The following is a 15,132-nucleotide window of genomic DNA, read 5'->3' as shown; positions in this document are numbered from 1 at the left end:
CTCATATGAGTCTAATAGGCATAATAACGTATGTATAACCCTGGACATCTACTGGATTCATTTGAAGAGGGCTATTAGAATCAACGAAATTCAACTCCACAGTATCGGAATCAATCTTCTTAGCCGATTCAGAAAGGAACCTGGGATTAAAGGCTATGACAATGTTGTCTCCTTCCTTGTTTGCATCAAGAATCTCTATGGATTCCCCGTGATCAGGGCTTCTAGCAACTATCTTAAACTGCTCATCGTCTATTTCAAACTTGACCGAATCCGATCCGAGCCTTGCGGCAATCGATGCCCTTCTTACAGCATCTGAAAAGACCTCGGTAGAAAGAACAAGTCTGGCCTTGAATGATTTGGGAAGAACCTTCTTGTAGTCCGGAAACTCAGCATCCACAACCTTTGTTACTATCTCAGTGCCGTCAAAAAGGAACTGAACACGCGAACCATCATAGGTTACCTTCAACAAATCAGACATTGCAGCTTTAAGACTGTTTTGCAAATCCTTCATGCTCTTAAGCGTAAGCAGAAAGTGGTCATCGATGTTAAGGTCAATTCTTTCTTCGGAGAGCGCCATCCTGAATCCATCCGCAGCTACAAGTCGAAGGTAACCATCTTCGAATTCCCAGTAGACACTGTTCAGATTTCTCATGAATTCATCCCTAGCAGCACAGAAAATCACTCTATCTATCATCAGTTCAATCGATGAAACCGACACTGCGAATTCAAGTCCTCCCGAGGTTGGTTCAACAATGGGGAATTCCTCGGGATCCATTGTTGGAAGAGTGAAGCGGGCACTTCCCTCCCTAATGATAACGTTTGTATCTTCTGTTTCAAAAACAACTTCTCCCTCTGGAAGATTTCTGACTATTTCGAGTACCAGACGCGCATCTATGACAAAATCGCACCTTCCATCTATGTGCTTTGGTCTCAGCTCTGTAGTAATTGCCGTTTCTAGATCAGTGGCCTGAAGCTTAACCGTTGAGTCATCCTTCATTGAAAAATATATGCCCGAAAGAATTGGCTTCACGCTTTTCGGAGCAACTGCCCCAGAAACCGATTCTAATCTTGTGAGGATTTCTGAACGAGCTGCGACGAATTTCATCATACACCTCCACTTGAAGAGCTTTTCATAAATTATAACATCTATGTGGCATAATCATTATCAGAAGCAACAGCGATAGATTTCTTCCTTTGGGAGAGAACAACATGAATATCGAATATATTCATTCATGGTCAATGGAACCGGTTCAAGCTATAGACCTACAAAAGAAACTCAGGGACAAGCTTACATTTGAGGACTACTCTCGGGAGCCAAGACTAGTGGCAGGAATAGACGTTTCTTTCCCTTTTAGAGAGATTGCGCTCGCCGTAATTGTGGTTATGGAGTTCAGCTCTCTATCCGTAGTTGATCATTTCTTTTCTCTTAAAAAGGTTGAGACGCCTTACATCCCCGGTCTATTGTCGTTTAGGGAGGGGCCCGCTATACTTGATGCGCTGTCCAGATCACCGGAAGTTGACCTGCTCTTCTTTGATGGACACGGGATAGCTCATCCCAGAGGGATTGGTATAGCTTCCCACATAGGACTTTTCGTAGAAATACCGACGATAGGCGTTGCGAAAAGCCTTCTCTATGGAAAGGTCGAAAGCCTCCCGAGAGAGAAAGGACAAAGCAGCAGAATTCTCTCATCAGGCGGTAGATTGCTAGGATATGCGCTATGTACAAGAACGAGTGTGAAACCGGTTTTCATTTCACCGGGAAATAGAATGACTGCGGAAAGCGCTCTCAGGTTATCAATAAGAACAATTGGAAAGTACAGAATACCGGAACCTACTAGACAAGCACATATCCTCACCCAACGATTGAAGAATCAACTTATCCTGTAAAAGACTATCGATGCGGCACCTGTTATCCCTGCATTCTCTACCAATTTGCTCAGAGTGATGCTGAAGGTCCCGTTAAAAGAAGTCATTACGAAAGCCGGGAGTTTTTCCCTTATTCCGTTTATTAGCAAATCTCCAGCTCTGCTGATCCCACCGCCAATGACAATATGTTCTGGATTGAACACATGTATGAAATTTCCGATTGCAATAGCCAGGGCTCTGGTTGCTCTTTCTACGATCAGAGTTGCTGCGAGATCACCCTCCCGTGCCGCGTCAAAGACCACTTTAGAGTTTAATTCAGGCGACGCAAATATCGTTGACTGTGGAAATCTCTTCGAATATTCCCTGGCCAAATTTACTATGGCCGTCGCCGAAGCAAGAGCTTCAAGACATCCGTGAGAGCCACAACCGCAAACTGGTCCTTCCGGTTCAACTATAGTGTGTCCAAGTTCCCCTCCATAGCCTTTGCTACCTGTCATCAAAATACCGTGGGTTATCACTCCCCCTCCGACTCCGGTACCTAATGTAAGGCCTACCATGTGTTGGCTGCCTTTGAACTCACCGAATGCCCACTCTCCTAGAATAAAGGAATTTGCATCGTTCTCTACAAAAGTTCTTATTCCAGTGACTCTCTCGAGCATAGCTGCCAGTCCGAACCCCGACCAATCGGGAAGATTTGGAGAAAACAGCACAGTCCCCGTATCGTGGTCGATCGATCCAGGTGAACCAACCCCGATTCCGATAATTTGTTTTGAGTCGATACCCGACTTAACAAGGAGCTCATTTATCGCTTCACCAATTCTTGTGACGACAGTAGTTCTACCTTCTGACACTCTTGTAGGGATCACCTTTTTTTCGACTATCTTACCGTCTTCCTCAACTATCCCTATCTTTGTCTCTGTTCCACCCAGATCAATTCCTATTACGCGTCTGACCATCATTATCTCCCATCTAGTACTGCTTCTTTTCCATTTCAATCAAATCCAAGAATTCGTCATTTGATCCGGTGCCTCGAAGTTTCTCCATGATTAGTCTAAGTCCCTCTTCTTCCGACATTGAAGACAGCATTCGCCTTAGAATCCAGATCTTTCTCAGAATATCTGAAGGAAGAAGTAGTTCTTCCCTTCTAGTACCGGAAAGAGTAAGATTGATCGATGGGAACATCCTCTTGTTGGCCAGCTGTCTAGATAGAATCAGTTCCATATTTCCAGTACCCTTAAACTCTTCGAAAATAACTTCATCCATCTTGCTCCCAGTTTCAACGAGCGCTGTAGCGATTATCGTAAGGCTTCCGCCCTCTTCTATGTTTCTAGCCGCTCCAAAGAAGTATTTGGGCTTGTAAAGCGCAGAAGGATCCACACCACCGGAGAGAAGCTTTCCGCTGGGCGGAACATAGAGATTGTAGGCTCTTGCTAGTCTAGTAATACTGTCGAGAAGAATGACAACATCATAATTGAATTCGACCAATCTTTTTGCCATTTCGATAGTCATCTCCGCGACTCTAATCTGCTTTTCTGGATGCATATCAAATGGGGCGGCTATTACATGAGCATTTGTGCTTCTTCTGAGATCAGTGACCTCTTCAGGTCTCTCGTCGATTAACAGAATTATTCTTATGGTGTCTGGGTGATTCTCAGCAATTCCGTTAGCAAGCTCCTTCAGCAGTATGGTCTTCCCCGCTTTGGGAGGTGAAACTATCAATCCTCGCTGTCCCTTTCCAATTGGGGAGAAGAGATCAACCATTCTTGTGCTCATTATGTGAGAATCTGTCTCGGTAATCAACCTGTCTTCAGGGTGGATTGGCGTAAGATTCTGAAAGGTAATTCTTTCTGCAGCGAAGTTTATCGCCTTGTGATTAATAGCCTCTATTCTCAATAGCGCAAAGTATTTCTCGCCTTCCTTCGGGGGTCTTACCTGCCCGGCTACTGTATCGCCACTTGTAAGGTTGAATCTTCTTATCTGAGACTGGCTCACATATATGTCGTTAGAACTCGGAAGAAGGTTGTTATCCAGAGTTCTAAGAAAGCCATATCCCCCGTCAGTGATTTCAAGAACTCCCTGATCGAAGAAGTAACCATAAGATTCCGTTTGGGCTTTAAGAACAGCGAATATCAAATCTTTCTTTGCCATCTGCGTATAGCCTTGGACATCATACTTCCTAGCAAGCTTGTAGACTTCTCTGATAGGCATTGCCTGGAGTTGTGAGATATCGATTTCGACTTCCCTTATGTTGTCTTTATCCTTGTCTTTGTCCTTTCTGGGAAGCTCCTTCGATTCATCTGTAGTGCTCTCACTAGTTGATTCCTGAGACTCAGATTCCGAATCCATCTTCTTTTCGGCATCTCTTTTTAATGAAACCTCATTTTCTTTCACGCTTCCTTCGATTTCATTAGAAGTAGCGCTAAGTGTTTCCTCCTTTTTTTCGGGCTTCTCGACTTCAGTCTTCTTTCGAGTAGTTCTCTTTCTGGTCGGCTTCTTCTCACTTACGACATTTTCATCAAGTTCGTTCGGTGTTTCTTCCGTTTTCTTCTTTCTTGGGCTCAAATTTGACGGTACATCCAATCACAACAGGAAGAATGTACCTACCCTCCTTCCGTATCTTTAGGAATTATAGAGAATATGAAGCTTGCAATATTTGTAAGAAAGCATGGAAGACCTGTCTCCGGTGAGCTACAAGTTCTTTCAGAAATAATATACCACTTACGCGGAAAAAATCAAAGCTTATTTGCCTTGCTGTTTCTGATAGCGTTTCCAGTCATCCATGAATCTTTCAATTCCGATATCAGTGAGCGGGTGATTGAATAGTTTGAGAAGTACTTCATAGGGAATTGTCACGATGTCAGCCCCCATGAGAGCTGCCTCAAGAACATGCATAGGATGTCTCACGCTTGCCACAATTATCTCAGCTCTGTAACCGTAGTTAGCGAATATCTGGACAATCTCCTCAACTATTCCCATTCCGTTGCTTGCAATATCATCGAGCCTTCCGACAAATGGACTTACATATGTTGCGCCTGCTTTGGCAGCAAGTGTTGCTTGAAGAGAATTGAAGATTAAGGTAACATTTGTCTTGATTCCCTCGCCACTAAGTGTCTTTACTGCTCGCATTCCATCTCTTGTCATAGGGATTTTCACGACCACATGCTCATTAAGTGACGCGAGTTCTCTCGCCTGTAATACCATGTTTTCGTAATCAGTGGACGTTACTTCCGCCGATACAGGACCCTTAACCGTTTCACATATCTCCACAACTCGGTCTTCGAACTTAACTGCTTCTCTGGAAACCAATGTTGGATTGGTAGTCACGCCATCGACGAGACCAAGCTTCATTCCCTCACGAATGTCTTCAATGTTTGCCGTGTCAAGGAATATCTTCATTGCCACACCTCCGAAGAATGGCTACCTTGCGGTAGCCATCACTTTTTGTCCTGTTTCTTTTCAGCTTTCTTCTCGGGCTTCTTTTCCTGTTTTTCTTCGTTGTCTATTAACTGAAGAACGGCCATTTCACTTGCGTCGCCCCTTCTCATACCTAATTTGACTATTCTGGTGTATCCTCCGTTTCTTTCGTGGTACTTAACTGCAACTTCATCACAGATCTTTTTGACAAGCTTTCTGTCGTTGAAGTTCCTGTTTATCTCTCGATGCAAAGCAAGGTTCTTTGACTTCAGTACCTGTGTTTCTGCACTGTCAGGGCCCTTAGAAGAAATCTCGATTGAAAGTAGAGAAGCCTTCTTTGCCTTAGTAATAATACTTTCAACAAAGGGTCTTAGTTCCTTTGCTCTAGTGACTGTAGTAACGATTGTTCCATGTTCGAAAAGCTCCCTGGCCAGATTTCGCATTAAAGCGACTCGCTGGCTGTGGGGCATATTTAGTTTGCTTCCACTGACTCTATGGCGCATAGCTAATAGGCCTCCTCAAAATCATTCTTTCTTGAGTACGATGTTGAACTTATCCCTCAGTTTCTTTACAACTTCCAGCATGGACTTCTCTCCGAAGTTCCTGATCCTCAGAAGATCAGCTTCGCTCTTGTCGAGAAGATCACCAATTGTGTTGATCTTGTCGCGCTTGAGACAGTTAAGGGATCTGACGGAAAGATCGAGTTCCTCAACCTTCTTCGCTCCAAGGGAATTCGAGTCCTGCTCTTCCACCTGGGGGGTTTCGTCAGTGACTTCCGCTTCTTCAGAAATGATTTCCTCTTCTTCCTGCTTGAGCGCTGAGCTTGTAAGACCTTGAGCCGGCTGGCCTAGACCGTTGGAGAAGACCTCGAAGTGCCTGATAAGTATGTCAGTTGCTCTCAAAAGCGCATCAGAAGGGGTTATCGATTTCTTGGTCCACACATCCAAGATAAGCTTGTCATAGTCTGTTCTCTTTCCAACCCGGACGTTCTCGGCCTGGAAGTTGACTTTTAACACAGGGCTGAAGATCCCATCGATGTAAATCATCTCAACGTCGTGCTCTATTTCCATTTCCGACACGGGAACAAACCCTCGTCCAATCTCAGCGAAAAGCTCGATATAAATAACTGAATCTGTGTTCAGAGTAGCTACGTATTGAGACGGGTTGACTACCTCTACCCCAGTAGGAGTTTTAATATCGCCGGCTGTAATGACTCCTGGTCCCGCTGTCTCGAGTGTGAGTTTCACCGCATCAGAGAATTCAAGTGCGGGTTTTAACTGGACTTTCTTGAAATTAAGGATTATTTCGAGAATATCTTCCTTTACTCCGTCAATAACGTCGTATTCGTGATATTTACCAGGTATCTTTAGTCTTGTGATTGCCATACTCGGTATCGATGAGAGGAGAACCCTCCTAAGAGAGTTCCCGATAGTAGTGGCATATCCTCTTTCCATTGGAGAAAGGATGAATCTTGTAAAATAGCTGTTATCATCCTCTCTTTCTTCTTCAATTCGCAAGTTTTTTGGCATTATTGATGTCAACATTGTTTCGCCCAGAATTCGGGCACACACCTCCTTCCAAGAAGGTAAGAATCGGATTTACTTGGAGTAGAGCTCAATAATCGACTGCAGATCAACTGGAATCTCTACTTCTTCAGTTACAGGATATCTCAGGTAGGTACCTCTAAATGTCTCGTAGTCTACCTCAACCCATGGATAGGCTGTTCTCTCTTTTGCAGCTTCTGCCGCTTCTTTGATCGGTAAAACACTTCTGCTCTTCTCTTTGATCTCCACGATGTCACCGACTCTCAAATTGAAGGAAGGCTTGTTCACCCTTCTACCATTAACAAGAACGTGTCCGTGGTTAACCAGCTGTCTTGCTTGTCTCCTGCTCGAGGCGAATCCCATTCTGAAAACGATATTGTCAAGTCTTGATTCAAGAATCTTCATCAGAGCACTTCCCGTTTCTTCGCTCTTTTTCAAAGCCGCTTCAAAATATCGTCTGAACTGCCTTTCAAGAACACCGTAAATCCTCTTTACAACCTGTTTAGATCTCAACTGCATGCCATATTGGGTGAGCTTTCTAGTGGAGGCTCCGTGTTGTCCAGGGGCGACTGGCCTCTTCACCTGAGAACACCTTGGCGAAAAACATCTTTCACCTTTCAAATACAGCTTAAATCCTTCACGACGACAAAGTTTACACACTGGTCCTGTATATCTGGCCATTCAACTCCCTCCTAAATCAGACTCTTCTTCTTCTGCGTGGTCTGCAACCGTTGTGAGGCAGTGGCGTGATATCTTTGAGCGTCTCCACAGTAAGACCTGCCGCTTGAATTGTCCTGATTGCAGCTTCCCTTCCAGAACCTGGGCCCTTGACTTCTATTCCAACTCTCGTGATCCCTAGCTTGATGGCCTCTTTAGCAATCTTATCTGCGCCCAGTTGAGCCGCATAGGGTGTTGATTTTTTCGATCCGGAGTATCCGGCGGTTCCACCTGACGTCCACATAAGAGTGTTCCCTTCTGAGTCAGTCAACGTAATTATTGTGTTGTTGAAAGAGGACTTTATATGTACTACTCCCCTATCAGTTGTCAGTTTCCTTTTTTTCTTGGCTGCTGGTCTCTTTGCCATTCACTTTTACCTCCCGTTTAGCTCTTCTTACGAATCTTACTGGCTCTAGAACCCTTTCTGGTCCTCCCATTTGAATGCGTCTTCTGACCGCGTACCGGAAGCCCGTTTCTATGCCTGTAACCTCTATAACTTCCTATCTCGATTAGTCTCTTAATCGACCTGTCGACTTCAGTTCTGAGCTCGCCTTCAACCTTGTAATGCTCATTTATGTACTTCGCAATTTTACTAACTTCTTCGTCAGTCAGGTCTTTTGCTCTCTTGTTGCCATCGATTTCCGTTCCTGAAAGAATCTCGTTCGATCTTGTATAACCTATACCATAGATATAGGTCAGGGCAACGAAAGTCTTCTTGTTATTAGGAAGTTCAACACCAAGGATACGTGCCATCTATATCCCTCCTTAACCCTGACGCTGGTTGTGCTTTGGATTTTTTTCGCAGATGACTCTTATTCTGCCATTGCGTCTTATCACTTTGCAGTGTTCACATCTCTTCTTGACCGAAGCGCGGACTTTCAATTCGTTTCTCCTCCTTTGTCTATCCTTTTACGATAAACAATTCTTCCTTTGGTCAGGTCGTATATCGATACTTCCACAACGACCTTATCACCCGGGATCAACCTGATGAAGTTCTTGCGCATTTTTCCAGAGATGTGAGCTAGAACAGTGTGATTGTTCTCAAGTTCGACCTTGAAGGTCGCATTAGGCATCGATTCCACAACCGTTCCATCCATCTTAATGATATCGCTCTTGTCCGACACCAGTGATCCTCCTCACAAACTAGAAAGAATCTTTGGACCATCTTCAAGAATCGCAATGTCATGCTCAAAATGCGCAGCTCGCGATCTATCAGCAGTTATTGCAGTCCATCCGTCTTTCAGAATCTCTAAGCTATAGTGTCCGCTTGCGACCATCGGTTCAATCGCAAGGGTCATGCCAGTTCTTAAAAGCATCCCGCTTCCCTGTCTTCCGTAATTCGGCACTTGTGGATCCTCATGAAGGCTTAGACCGACCCCATGACCGACGTAATCTCTTATTACGGATAGCCCAGCGCTTTCCACACAATTCTGAACGGCATAGCCGATGTCGCCAACTCTGTTTCCTGCGACAGCCATTTCTATACCCTTTAGAAGTGCTTCTTCCGTTCGCTGTAGAAGCAGCCTGTCCTTTTCACTCCTGAAGTCCCCTACTACGAAAGACTTTGCCGCATCACCAATGAATCCGTCCTTGTTGACCCCACAATCCACGGAGACTATGTCACCATCGGCAAAGATTTTTTCCTTCAAGGGAAATCCGTGAATTACCTCCTCGTTTACTGAAACGCATAGAGTGTAAGGATAACCACTATATCCCTTGAATGCGGGGATGCCTCCGCGTTTATGAATCAACTCTTCTGCCGCTTTTTCCATATCGAGAGCAGAGGCTCCTTCAACTGCATAAGACTCCATCTCAGCCAAAACCTCTGCGACAATCTTCGCAGCAATTTCGATTTTACATATTTCTTCTGGAGATTTCAACCTAACCATTTCTAGATGTCTCCAGATGTTCCACAATTTTGTCAGTCACAAGATCAATCTCTCCAGTCCCGTCCACTTCCAAAAACTGGCTCTTGTTACTCGAGTAATACTGGATCACTGGCTCCGTTTTCTCCAAATAGACTCTGTACCTTGCTCGAACTGTGTCAGGCATATCGTCATCTCTCTGAATCAACTCGGCACCATCGTTATCGCAGCGACCTTCAACTTTCGGTCTTATCGTCAGCAGATTGTAGACCTTGCCACACTCTGGGCAAACTCTTCTGCTAGAAATCCGTTTTACGACTTCTTCTTCATCTGCATTAACGAGCAGGGCTACATCGATTTTCCTCCCTAGATCCTCTAGCATTTCATCAAGCGCAGCTGCCTGCTCAACTGTTCTTGGAAAACCATCAAGAATGAACCCATTCCTGGTATCCTCTCTCGACAACCTTTCTCTCACAAGGTCGATCATCAAATCATCGGGGACGAGAAGCCCTTTATCCATAATCTCTTTGACCTTCAGCCCAAGGTCATTGCCAGCAGCCACGGCTTCCCTTAACATATCTCCAGTCGATATGTGAGGAATCTTAAATATCTGGGCTATCCGCTTTGCCTGTGTCCCCTTCCCTGCTCCGGGAGGACCCATTAGAATAATGTTCATCCTATCTCCTTCCTCGTAACTTGCCTTTCTTTACGAATCCTTCATAATGCCTTACCATAAGGTGTGTTTCCATCTGCTGCAATATATCAATAGCTACGCCAACAGCAATCAGAGTCGACGTTCCCCCAATTGCGAGGCCGCCAATACTGAAAATCCCGCCTATAACTAATGGAAGCAATGCAATCACAACCAGGAATATGGCTCCCATGAAAACAACTCTGTTAAGGACTCTCTGAATATACTGCTGAGTGGAAAAGCCCGGCCTTATTCCGGGTATGTACCCTCCGTAGTTACGTATGTTATCCGATACTTCTCTGACATCAAAAACAAGCGAACTATAAAAGAACGTGAAGAAGAAAACCATTCCTCCATAAAGCAATATATAGAGGGGCGATGTCTGAGCAAAGAGACTCTGCATAATATTCCTACCGCCACTTCCCTCGGGGAAAGCCGTAGCAATAAACTGTGGCAGCATCATAATTGCCGAACTGAATATTATCGGTATTACTCCACCCTGATTTACCTTGATAGGAATGTGCGTGGAAACTCCTCCATACACCCTTCTACCAGTAACTCTCCTTGCGTACTGAACTTCGATCCTTCTTTCTCCCATCTGAACATAGATAACCGCCACAACTGTGAACAGAGCGATCGCAAGTAATATCGCCCACTGTAACGGCGATAAAGCTACCACTACCTGCATAATGGAAGCAGGATATCTTGCAACGATACCTCCGAAAATCAGAACTGAGATACCATTTCCAATTCCCCTTTCCGTGATTCTTTCTCCCAGCCAAAGAAGGAACATTGTACCACCGATAAGGGTGGTTGTTGCCAGCAACACAAAGAGCAACCTGCTGGGAATCGCCAAGATAGCCGTGTTCGAAGAGAGACCGAATGATATCAGGAATCCTTGAAGACCCGCGAGTCCAATCGTCAGCATTCTTGTGTATCGAGCATACTTCTTCTTTCCCTCTTCGCCTTCCTTAAGCATCTCCTTCAAACTAGGAACAACAGCAGTCAGCAGCTGGAGCATAATCTGAGCGTTTATGTATGGAGTAACGCTCATTAAGAATATTGAAAACTGCTCAACGGCTCCACCGGTGAAAACATCGAAGAAGCCGATGAAGCCTCCGGCTCCACCTGTAGATAGAGTACCGAAGTACGCAGACCAGGCTTGGATATTAATCCCGGGAATCGGTATGTAGACACCAAGCCTGAAGACTGCCAATGCGAGGAACGTGAAGAGGATTCTGTCTCTCAGCTCAGGAATCTTGAACGCGTTCTTCAGGGCATTCCACATTGTCAGATCACCTCTGCCTTTCCACCAGCAGATTCAATCTTCTCCTTGGCAGTAGCGCTAAAAGCATTAGCTTTGACAATAAAAGACTTTGTCAGTTCGCCTCTCGCAAGTATCTTCACTCCGTCTTTAAGATCTTTGAGTATCTTGCGCTGAACGAGTATCTCGGGTGAAATCTCGCTGCCACTTTCGAATCTCTCTTCGAGAGTCGAAATGTTCACAGTAGCATAAACAACAGATCCTCGGTTCTTGAACCCTTTTATCGGTGTTCTTCTGAATAGGGGTGTCTGTCCGCCCTCGAAGCGTGCAGCTACCTTACCTGTAGCTCTTCCTTGACCCTTATGGCCTCTGGTGGCGGTTTTACCCATTCCCGAACCTATACCGCGTCCTATTCTTTTTTCGGTTGTTCTAGAACCGGGTGTCGGACTTAGATCTTCAACTTTAAAAGCCATCTTCCTACCCCCTTCAGTCATCAAGTTCTTCGACAGCAAGAAGATGTCTTATGGAATTCACCATGCCCCTGATCTGTGGAGAATCGGGCTGAACAATCTCACTGTCCAGCTTTCCAAGGCCTAATGCTTTAACCGTCTTCAGCTGTCTTCTGTTATAGCCAATCGGACTTTTGATTAATCGTATTCTTAAACTCTTTGCCATTACTGACCTGCCTCCTCGCTGAAACCGTGGAAGACTGTCTTTAGGGGTATGTCCCTGATTCTTGCAAAGTCCTGAGGGGATCTCAGACTTAATAGCCCATTTAAAGCCGCTCTAGCCATATTAAGTGTGTTAGATGATCCAAGCGACTTCGTCAGAATATTCTTCACACCTGCAAGTTCAACAACGGCTCTTACAGGCGAATTCGCAATAATCCCAGTACCGGGACCAGCCGGCTTTAACATTATTCTTGCTGAATCTTGTCGTCCGACTGTTTCGTGAGGAATAGTCTCATTTCTCACCGCGACCTCCGTGACATTCTTCTTGGCTTCAAGAACGGCCTTTCTTATTGCAGTCGGAACTTCCCTTGCGCTCCCTATACCAAGACCAACCTTCCCATCACGATTGCCCACGACGGCGACTACTCGAAAAGAAAGATTCTTTCCTCCTGCAACTACTTTTGTAACTCTTCTTATTTCAATTATTCTTTCTTCAAATTCGTTGTCTTCAACCTGTTTTTCCACAGGAGCGTTTCTGGAAGCTCTGGGGTTTCTTCTTCCTTCACGTGAAGATTTCGAATTGCGATCGTTCTTCATCTCTTCAGCCATCTTCTTCACCTCCTCAGAACTGTAGTCCGCCTGCTCGAGCGCCCTCGGCAAGTGACTTTATTCTTCCATGGAATTTGAAACCCCCACGGTCGAAGACTACACTGCTTATTCCCTTATCTTTCGCCTTCTTTGCGAGGAGCTCCCCAACTTTCTTAGCGGCATCAACATTCCATGACTTCTCTATTGAAGCCTTGATGTCTTTATCTACAGTCGATGCAGAAACAAGGGTAATTCCCTTTGAATCATCAATAAGCTGGGCATAAATATGCTTCTCACTTCTGAAGACTGCCAGTCTTGGTCTTTCCGGTGTTCCGGAAACTGCAGACCTGACGCGAAGATGCCTCTTTCGCCTTTGTTCCTTCTTGTCTTTATGTTTGAACACTCCAGCCGCCTCCTTGATTAGACCTTCTTACCGACTTTCGTTCTGACTTGTTCTCCCTTGTAACGAATACCTTTTCCTGAATAAACAATAGGGATTCTCCAGCGCTTTATGTTTGCCGCTACCTGACCAACCTGATACTTGTCAATTCCCTTGACAACTATTGCTTGAGGTGCGGGCACTTCAAACTCAACTCCTGCCGGAGGTTCAATCTCAACTGGATGTGCATACCCAAGGTTCATTACGAGCTTCTTTCCTTGAAGTTGCGCTCTGTATCCCACTCCAACTATTTCCAGCTCCTTGACGAAGCCTTGAGTAACGCCAACAATCATGTTATTTATGAGCGACCAGAAAGTACCGGCATACTTAGCCAATCTCTTGTAATCACTCTTTCTAATAGCAACTTCTTCGTTTGACTTGACCCATATCTCTTTTTCATCGGCCTCGATCTTAACCAGAGGAAGGAGTTCTTGTCTGAGCTCACCTTTCGGTCCCTTGACAGAGATAACACTTCCTTCAATTTTGCAGGACACACCAGCAGGGATTTTTATCGAATGCTTAAGTAATCTAGACATCTGAATTCCTCCCTACCATACGTAGCAGATGACTTCGCCGCCGACGCCTTGAGAACGGGCCTGCTTGTCTGTCATCACTCCGCTGGATGTACTTACTATTGCAATTCCCATACCTGATTTGACCTTTGGAAGCTTATCCTTGTTAACATATAAGCGCTTACCAGGCTTGGAAATTCTTACGATTCCAGATATGACGTTAACCTTGTGTCTCCGGTCTCCCTTGTATTTCAGAAAGACCTTGAGAACACCCTGTTTGCCATCCTCAATATACTTATAATCATCTATATAGCCTTCAGCCTTCAGAATATCAAGAAGTTTCTTCTTCAGGTTTGAAGCTGGAATATCCACGCTTTCCTTAAAGGCAGCGTTGGCATTTCGTATCCTAGTGAGCATATCGGCTATGGGATCACTCCACATTACAATTCCCTCCTCACCAGCTTGCTTTCTTTACACCGGGGAGTTTTCCCTCGGAAGCCAGCTGTCGAAAGCACACTCTGCAAAGACCGAACTCTCTATATACAGCTCTCGGTCTGCCGCACAGATTGCATCTATTATATTTCCTAACCTTGAACTTGGGTTCGCGTTTCCACTTTTCAACTATAGATTTCTTCGCCATGCACTTACCTCCTTAGACCATGACTCTCTTGAAGGGAAGTCCGAGAAGGGCTAGTAATCTTCTGGCCTCCTCATCGGTCCTGGCCGTAGTAACAACAATTATGTCCATTCCCTGAACTCGCTTGATTTGATCCGGTACTATTTCGGGAAAGACCAATTGTTCGGGAAGCCCCATTGCATAATTCCCTCTCCCGTCAAATGAGTCTGGATCAACACCTCTGAAGTCCCTCAGCTTGGGAAGCACGATATTTATCAGCTTGTAGAGGAAGTTATACATCCTCGGACCACGGAGAGTGACTTTCAAACCAACCGGCATTCCATCACGGAGTTTAAAGTTCGCGATACTCCTCTTAGCCTTAGTAACTACCGGTTTCTGTCCTACAATTGTCATGAGCTCTTTGCCGTGCAGATCGAGAAGGTCGGCGTTTCTTGAACCTTCACCTATTCCCATATTGACTACTATCTTAGAGACTCTGGGAACTTCGAGCCTGTTCTTATAACCAAACTCTTTAGTCATAACCGGAATTACTTCATTTTCATATCTATCTTTCAAAGGGACGTATTCGTATGCCATCAACAACTCCTCCCCATCAAACCTTATCGATTATCTCGCCGCACTTCTTGCAGGACCTTACTTTTTCTCCGTTTTCGAGAATTTTGTGTGCGACTCTCGTAGGCTTATTGCAGTTGGGGCAGACAACCATTACTTTCGAAACGTAAATAGGAGACTCTCTTTCGATTATTCCACCTTCACGATACTGGTTAGTAGGTCTCTGGTGTTTCTTTGTGAAGTTCACTCCCTCAACGATTATCTTTTTTTCCGAGGGGAATGTCTTGAGGACTTTGCCTTTTTTGCCCCTATCCTTTCCAGATATTATCATTACGGTATCTTCCTTCTTCACTCTACTCATAATAGCTCACT

At 44.9% G+C, this 15,132-nt stretch carries 24 protein-coding genes; 1 reads left to right on the top strand and 23 read right to left on the bottom strand.

What is annotated here, in order from left to right:
* Position 1: 1 nt before the first annotated feature.
* On the bottom strand, positions 2-1,105 hold the full coding sequence (gene dnaN / locus Y696_RS03815) for a DNA polymerase III subunit beta (RefSeq protein ID WP_006492387.1): 1,104 nt from the start codon (positions 1,103-1,105) through the stop codon (positions 2-4).
* Between the two features lie 104 nt (positions 1,106-1,209).
* Between dnaN and Y696_RS03810 the strand changes: the two genes are divergently transcribed.
* Positions 1,210-1,887, top strand: coding sequence for an endonuclease V (locus Y696_RS03810; RefSeq protein ID WP_006492386.1), 678 nt, complete (start codon positions 1,210-1,212; stop codon positions 1,885-1,887).
* On the opposite strand, the gene Y696_RS03805 is transcribed toward Y696_RS03810, so the two are convergent.
* From Y696_RS03805 to rplX, 22 genes are all read right to left on the bottom strand, one after another.
* Complete coding sequence (locus tag Y696_RS03805) at positions 1,872-2,825, bottom strand: ROK family protein (protein WP_006492383.1); 954 nt, start codon at positions 2,823-2,825, stop codon at positions 1,872-1,874. The genes Y696_RS03810 and Y696_RS03805 overlap by 16 nt on opposite strands.
* 10 nt (positions 2,826-2,835) lie before the next feature.
* Entirely contained in the window at positions 2,836-4,428 is a 1,593-nt protein-coding gene (rho, locus tag Y696_RS03800) for a transcription termination factor Rho (RefSeq protein WP_183084176.1), read from the bottom strand.
* A gap of 177 nt (positions 4,429-4,605) precedes the next feature.
* Positions 4,606-5,262: a fructose-6-phosphate aldolase gene (gene fsa / locus Y696_RS03795; RefSeq protein ID WP_006492380.1), complete on the bottom strand. Its 657-nt coding sequence runs from the start codon at positions 5,260-5,262 to the stop codon at positions 4,606-4,608.
* 38 nt (positions 5,263-5,300) lie between these two features.
* Positions 5,301-5,783, bottom strand: a complete 483-nt coding sequence (locus Y696_RS03790) for a bL17 family ribosomal protein (RefSeq protein ID WP_006492379.1) — start codon at positions 5,781-5,783, stop codon at positions 5,301-5,303.
* 21 nt (positions 5,784-5,804) lie between these two features.
* Positions 5,805-6,824, bottom strand: a complete 1,020-nt coding sequence (locus Y696_RS03785; protein ID WP_039882853.1) for a DNA-directed RNA polymerase subunit alpha — start codon at positions 6,822-6,824, stop codon at positions 5,805-5,807.
* 54 nt (positions 6,825-6,878) lie between these two features.
* Positions 6,879-7,505 (bottom strand): 30S ribosomal protein S4, encoded by a 627-nt coding sequence (rpsD, locus tag Y696_RS03780; RefSeq protein ID WP_121509786.1) that lies wholly within the window; start codon positions 7,503-7,505, stop codon positions 6,879-6,881.
* Between the two features lie 16 nt (positions 7,506-7,521).
* Positions 7,522-7,908 carry a 30S ribosomal protein S11 gene (rpsK, locus tag Y696_RS03775; RefSeq protein ID WP_121509785.1) on the bottom strand — a complete coding sequence of 129 codons (387 nt, stop codon included), beginning with the start codon at positions 7,906-7,908 and terminating at the stop codon, positions 7,522-7,524.
* Between the two features lie 17 nt (positions 7,909-7,925).
* Positions 7,926-8,294, bottom strand: coding sequence for a 30S ribosomal protein S13 (gene rpsM, locus Y696_RS03770; RefSeq protein ID WP_006492373.1), 369 nt, complete (start codon positions 8,292-8,294; stop codon positions 7,926-7,928).
* Positions 8,295-8,306: 12 nt separating this feature from the next.
* A complete protein-coding gene (gene rpmJ / locus Y696_RS03765) occupies positions 8,307-8,423 on the bottom strand; it encodes a 50S ribosomal protein L36 (protein WP_014730478.1) in 117 nt (38 codons plus the stop codon).
* Positions 8,420-8,665: a translation initiation factor IF-1 gene (gene infA / locus Y696_RS03760; RefSeq protein WP_006492372.1), complete on the bottom strand. Its 246-nt coding sequence runs from the start codon at positions 8,663-8,665 to the stop codon at positions 8,420-8,422. Before infA ends, rpmJ begins: the two co-directional genes overlap by 4 nt.
* Before the next feature lie 12 nt (positions 8,666-8,677).
* Positions 8,678-9,430 carry a type I methionyl aminopeptidase gene (gene map / locus Y696_RS03755; protein WP_006492371.1) on the bottom strand — a complete coding sequence of 251 codons (753 nt, stop codon included), beginning with the start codon at positions 9,428-9,430 and terminating at the stop codon, positions 8,678-8,680.
* Positions 9,423-10,082: an adenylate kinase gene (locus tag Y696_RS03750; RefSeq protein ID WP_006492370.1), complete on the bottom strand. Its 660-nt coding sequence runs from the start codon at positions 10,080-10,082 to the stop codon at positions 9,423-9,425. The genes map and Y696_RS03750 overlap by 8 nt, the downstream gene beginning before the upstream one ends.
* Before the next feature lies 1 nt (position 10,083).
* Positions 10,084-11,385 (bottom strand): preprotein translocase subunit SecY, encoded by a 1,302-nt coding sequence (gene secY / locus Y696_RS03745; protein WP_006492368.1) that lies wholly within the window; start codon positions 11,383-11,385, stop codon positions 10,084-10,086.
* A gap of 2 nt (positions 11,386-11,387) precedes the next feature.
* Positions 11,388-11,834, bottom strand: coding sequence for a 50S ribosomal protein L15 (gene rplO, locus Y696_RS03740; RefSeq protein ID WP_039882850.1), 447 nt, complete (start codon positions 11,832-11,834; stop codon positions 11,388-11,390).
* A 13-nt stretch (positions 11,835-11,847) separates the two neighbouring features.
* Positions 11,848-12,036: a 50S ribosomal protein L30 gene (gene rpmD / locus Y696_RS03735; protein ID WP_006492362.1), complete on the bottom strand. Its 189-nt coding sequence runs from the start codon at positions 12,034-12,036 to the stop codon at positions 11,848-11,850.
* Complete coding sequence (gene rpsE, locus Y696_RS03730) at positions 12,036-12,641, bottom strand: 30S ribosomal protein S5 (protein ID WP_121509784.1); 606 nt, start codon at positions 12,639-12,641, stop codon at positions 12,036-12,038. Before rpsE ends, rpmD begins: the two co-directional genes overlap by 1 nt.
* 13 nt (positions 12,642-12,654) lie before the next feature.
* On the bottom strand, positions 12,655-13,023 hold the full coding sequence (rplR, locus tag Y696_RS03725) for a 50S ribosomal protein L18 (protein WP_006492360.1): 369 nt from the start codon (positions 13,021-13,023) through the stop codon (positions 12,655-12,657).
* A gap of 17 nt (positions 13,024-13,040) precedes the next feature.
* Positions 13,041-13,595 carry a 50S ribosomal protein L6 gene (rplF, locus tag Y696_RS03720; protein WP_006492359.1) on the bottom strand — a complete coding sequence of 185 codons (555 nt, stop codon included), beginning with the start codon at positions 13,593-13,595 and terminating at the stop codon, positions 13,041-13,043.
* Between the two features lie 12 nt (positions 13,596-13,607).
* A complete protein-coding gene (gene rpsH / locus Y696_RS03715) occupies positions 13,608-14,012 on the bottom strand; it encodes a 30S ribosomal protein S8 (RefSeq protein WP_006492358.1) in 405 nt (134 codons plus the stop codon).
* 13 nt (positions 14,013-14,025) lie between these two features.
* The gene (locus tag Y696_RS03710) at positions 14,026-14,211 is read right to left on the bottom strand and encodes a type Z 30S ribosomal protein S14 (protein ID WP_014730470.1); all 186 of its coding nucleotides are present in this window, start codon (positions 14,209-14,211) and stop codon (positions 14,026-14,028) included.
* Between the two features lie 12 nt (positions 14,212-14,223).
* Positions 14,224-14,784 carry a 50S ribosomal protein L5 gene (rplE, locus tag Y696_RS03705; RefSeq protein WP_006492357.1) on the bottom strand — a complete coding sequence of 187 codons (561 nt, stop codon included), beginning with the start codon at positions 14,782-14,784 and terminating at the stop codon, positions 14,224-14,226.
* A gap of 16 nt (positions 14,785-14,800) precedes the next feature.
* Positions 14,801-15,121 carry a 50S ribosomal protein L24 gene (gene rplX, locus Y696_RS03700; protein WP_006492356.1) on the bottom strand — a complete coding sequence of 107 codons (321 nt, stop codon included), beginning with the start codon at positions 15,119-15,121 and terminating at the stop codon, positions 14,801-14,803.
* Positions 15,122-15,132: the final 11 nt, after the last annotated feature.

This window comes from Mesotoga sp. H07pep.5.4 (genome assembly GCF_003664935.1).
GTDB classification, from domain to species: domain Bacteria; phylum Thermotogota; class Thermotogae; order Petrotogales; family Kosmotogaceae; genus Mesotoga; species Mesotoga prima.
The sequence above is the reverse complement of the archived record's forward strand: the minus strand, read 5'-3'. Positions and strand labels throughout refer to the sequence as shown.

Coding starts and splice junctions, on each gene's coding strand:
- dnaN (WP_006492387.1), bottom strand. CDS start 1,105: ATGAAATTCGTCGCAGCTCGTTCAGAAATCCTCACAAGATTAGAATCG.
- Y696_RS03810 (WP_006492386.1), top strand. CDS start 1,210: ATGAATATCGAATATATTCATTCATGGTCAATGGAACCGGTTCAAGCT.
- Y696_RS03805 (WP_006492383.1), bottom strand. CDS start 2,825: ATGATGGTCAGACGCGTAATAGGAATTGATCTGGGTGGAACAGAGACA.
- fsa (WP_006492380.1), bottom strand. CDS start 5,262: ATGAAGATATTCCTTGACACGGCAAACATTGAAGACATTCGTGAGGGA.
- Y696_RS03790 (WP_006492379.1), bottom strand. CDS start 5,783: ATGCGCCATAGAGTCAGTGGAAGCAAACTAAATATGCCCCACAGCCAG.
- Y696_RS03785 (WP_039882853.1), bottom strand. CDS start 6,824: ATGTTGACATCAATAATGCCAAAAAACTTGCGAATTGAAGAAGAAAGA.
- rpsD (WP_121509786.1), bottom strand. CDS start 7,505: ATGGCCAGATATACAGGACCAGTGTGTAAACTTTGTCGTCGTGAAGGA.
- rpsK (WP_121509785.1), bottom strand. CDS start 7,908: ATGGCAAAGAGACCAGCAGCCAAGAAAAAAAGGAAACTGACAACTGAT.
- rpsM (WP_006492373.1), bottom strand. CDS start 8,294: ATGGCACGTATCCTTGGTGTTGAACTTCCTAATAACAAGAAGACTTTC.
- map (WP_006492371.1), bottom strand. CDS start 9,430: ATGGTTAGGTTGAAATCTCCAGAAGAAATATGTAAAATCGAAATTGCT.
- Y696_RS03750 (WP_006492370.1), bottom strand. CDS start 10,082: ATGAACATTATTCTAATGGGTCCTCCCGGAGCAGGGAAGGGGACACAG.
- secY (WP_006492368.1), bottom strand. CDS start 11,385: ATGTGGAATGCCCTGAAGAACGCGTTCAAGATTCCTGAGCTGAGAGAC.
- rplO (WP_039882850.1), bottom strand. CDS start 11,834: ATGGCTTTTAAAGTTGAAGATCTAAGTCCGACACCCGGTTCTAGAACA.
- rpmD (WP_006492362.1), bottom strand. CDS start 12,036: ATGGCAAAGAGTTTAAGAATACGATTAATCAAAAGTCCGATTGGCTAT.
- rpsE (WP_121509784.1), bottom strand. CDS start 12,641: ATGGCTGAAGAGATGAAGAACGATCGCAATTCGAAATCTTCACGTGAA.
- rplF (WP_006492359.1), bottom strand. CDS start 13,595: ATGTCTAGATTACTTAAGCATTCGATAAAAATCCCTGCTGGTGTGTCC.
- rpsH (WP_006492358.1), bottom strand. CDS start 14,012: ATGTGGAGTGATCCCATAGCCGATATGCTCACTAGGATACGAAATGCC.
- Y696_RS03710 (WP_014730470.1), bottom strand. CDS start 14,211: ATGGCGAAGAAATCTATAGTTGAAAAGTGGAAACGCGAACCCAAGTTC.
- rplE (WP_006492357.1), bottom strand. CDS start 14,784: ATGGCATACGAATACGTCCCTTTGAAAGATAGATATGAAAATGAAGTA.
- rplX (WP_006492356.1), bottom strand. CDS start 15,121: ATGAGTAGAGTGAAGAAGGAAGATACCGTAATGATAATATCTGGAAAG.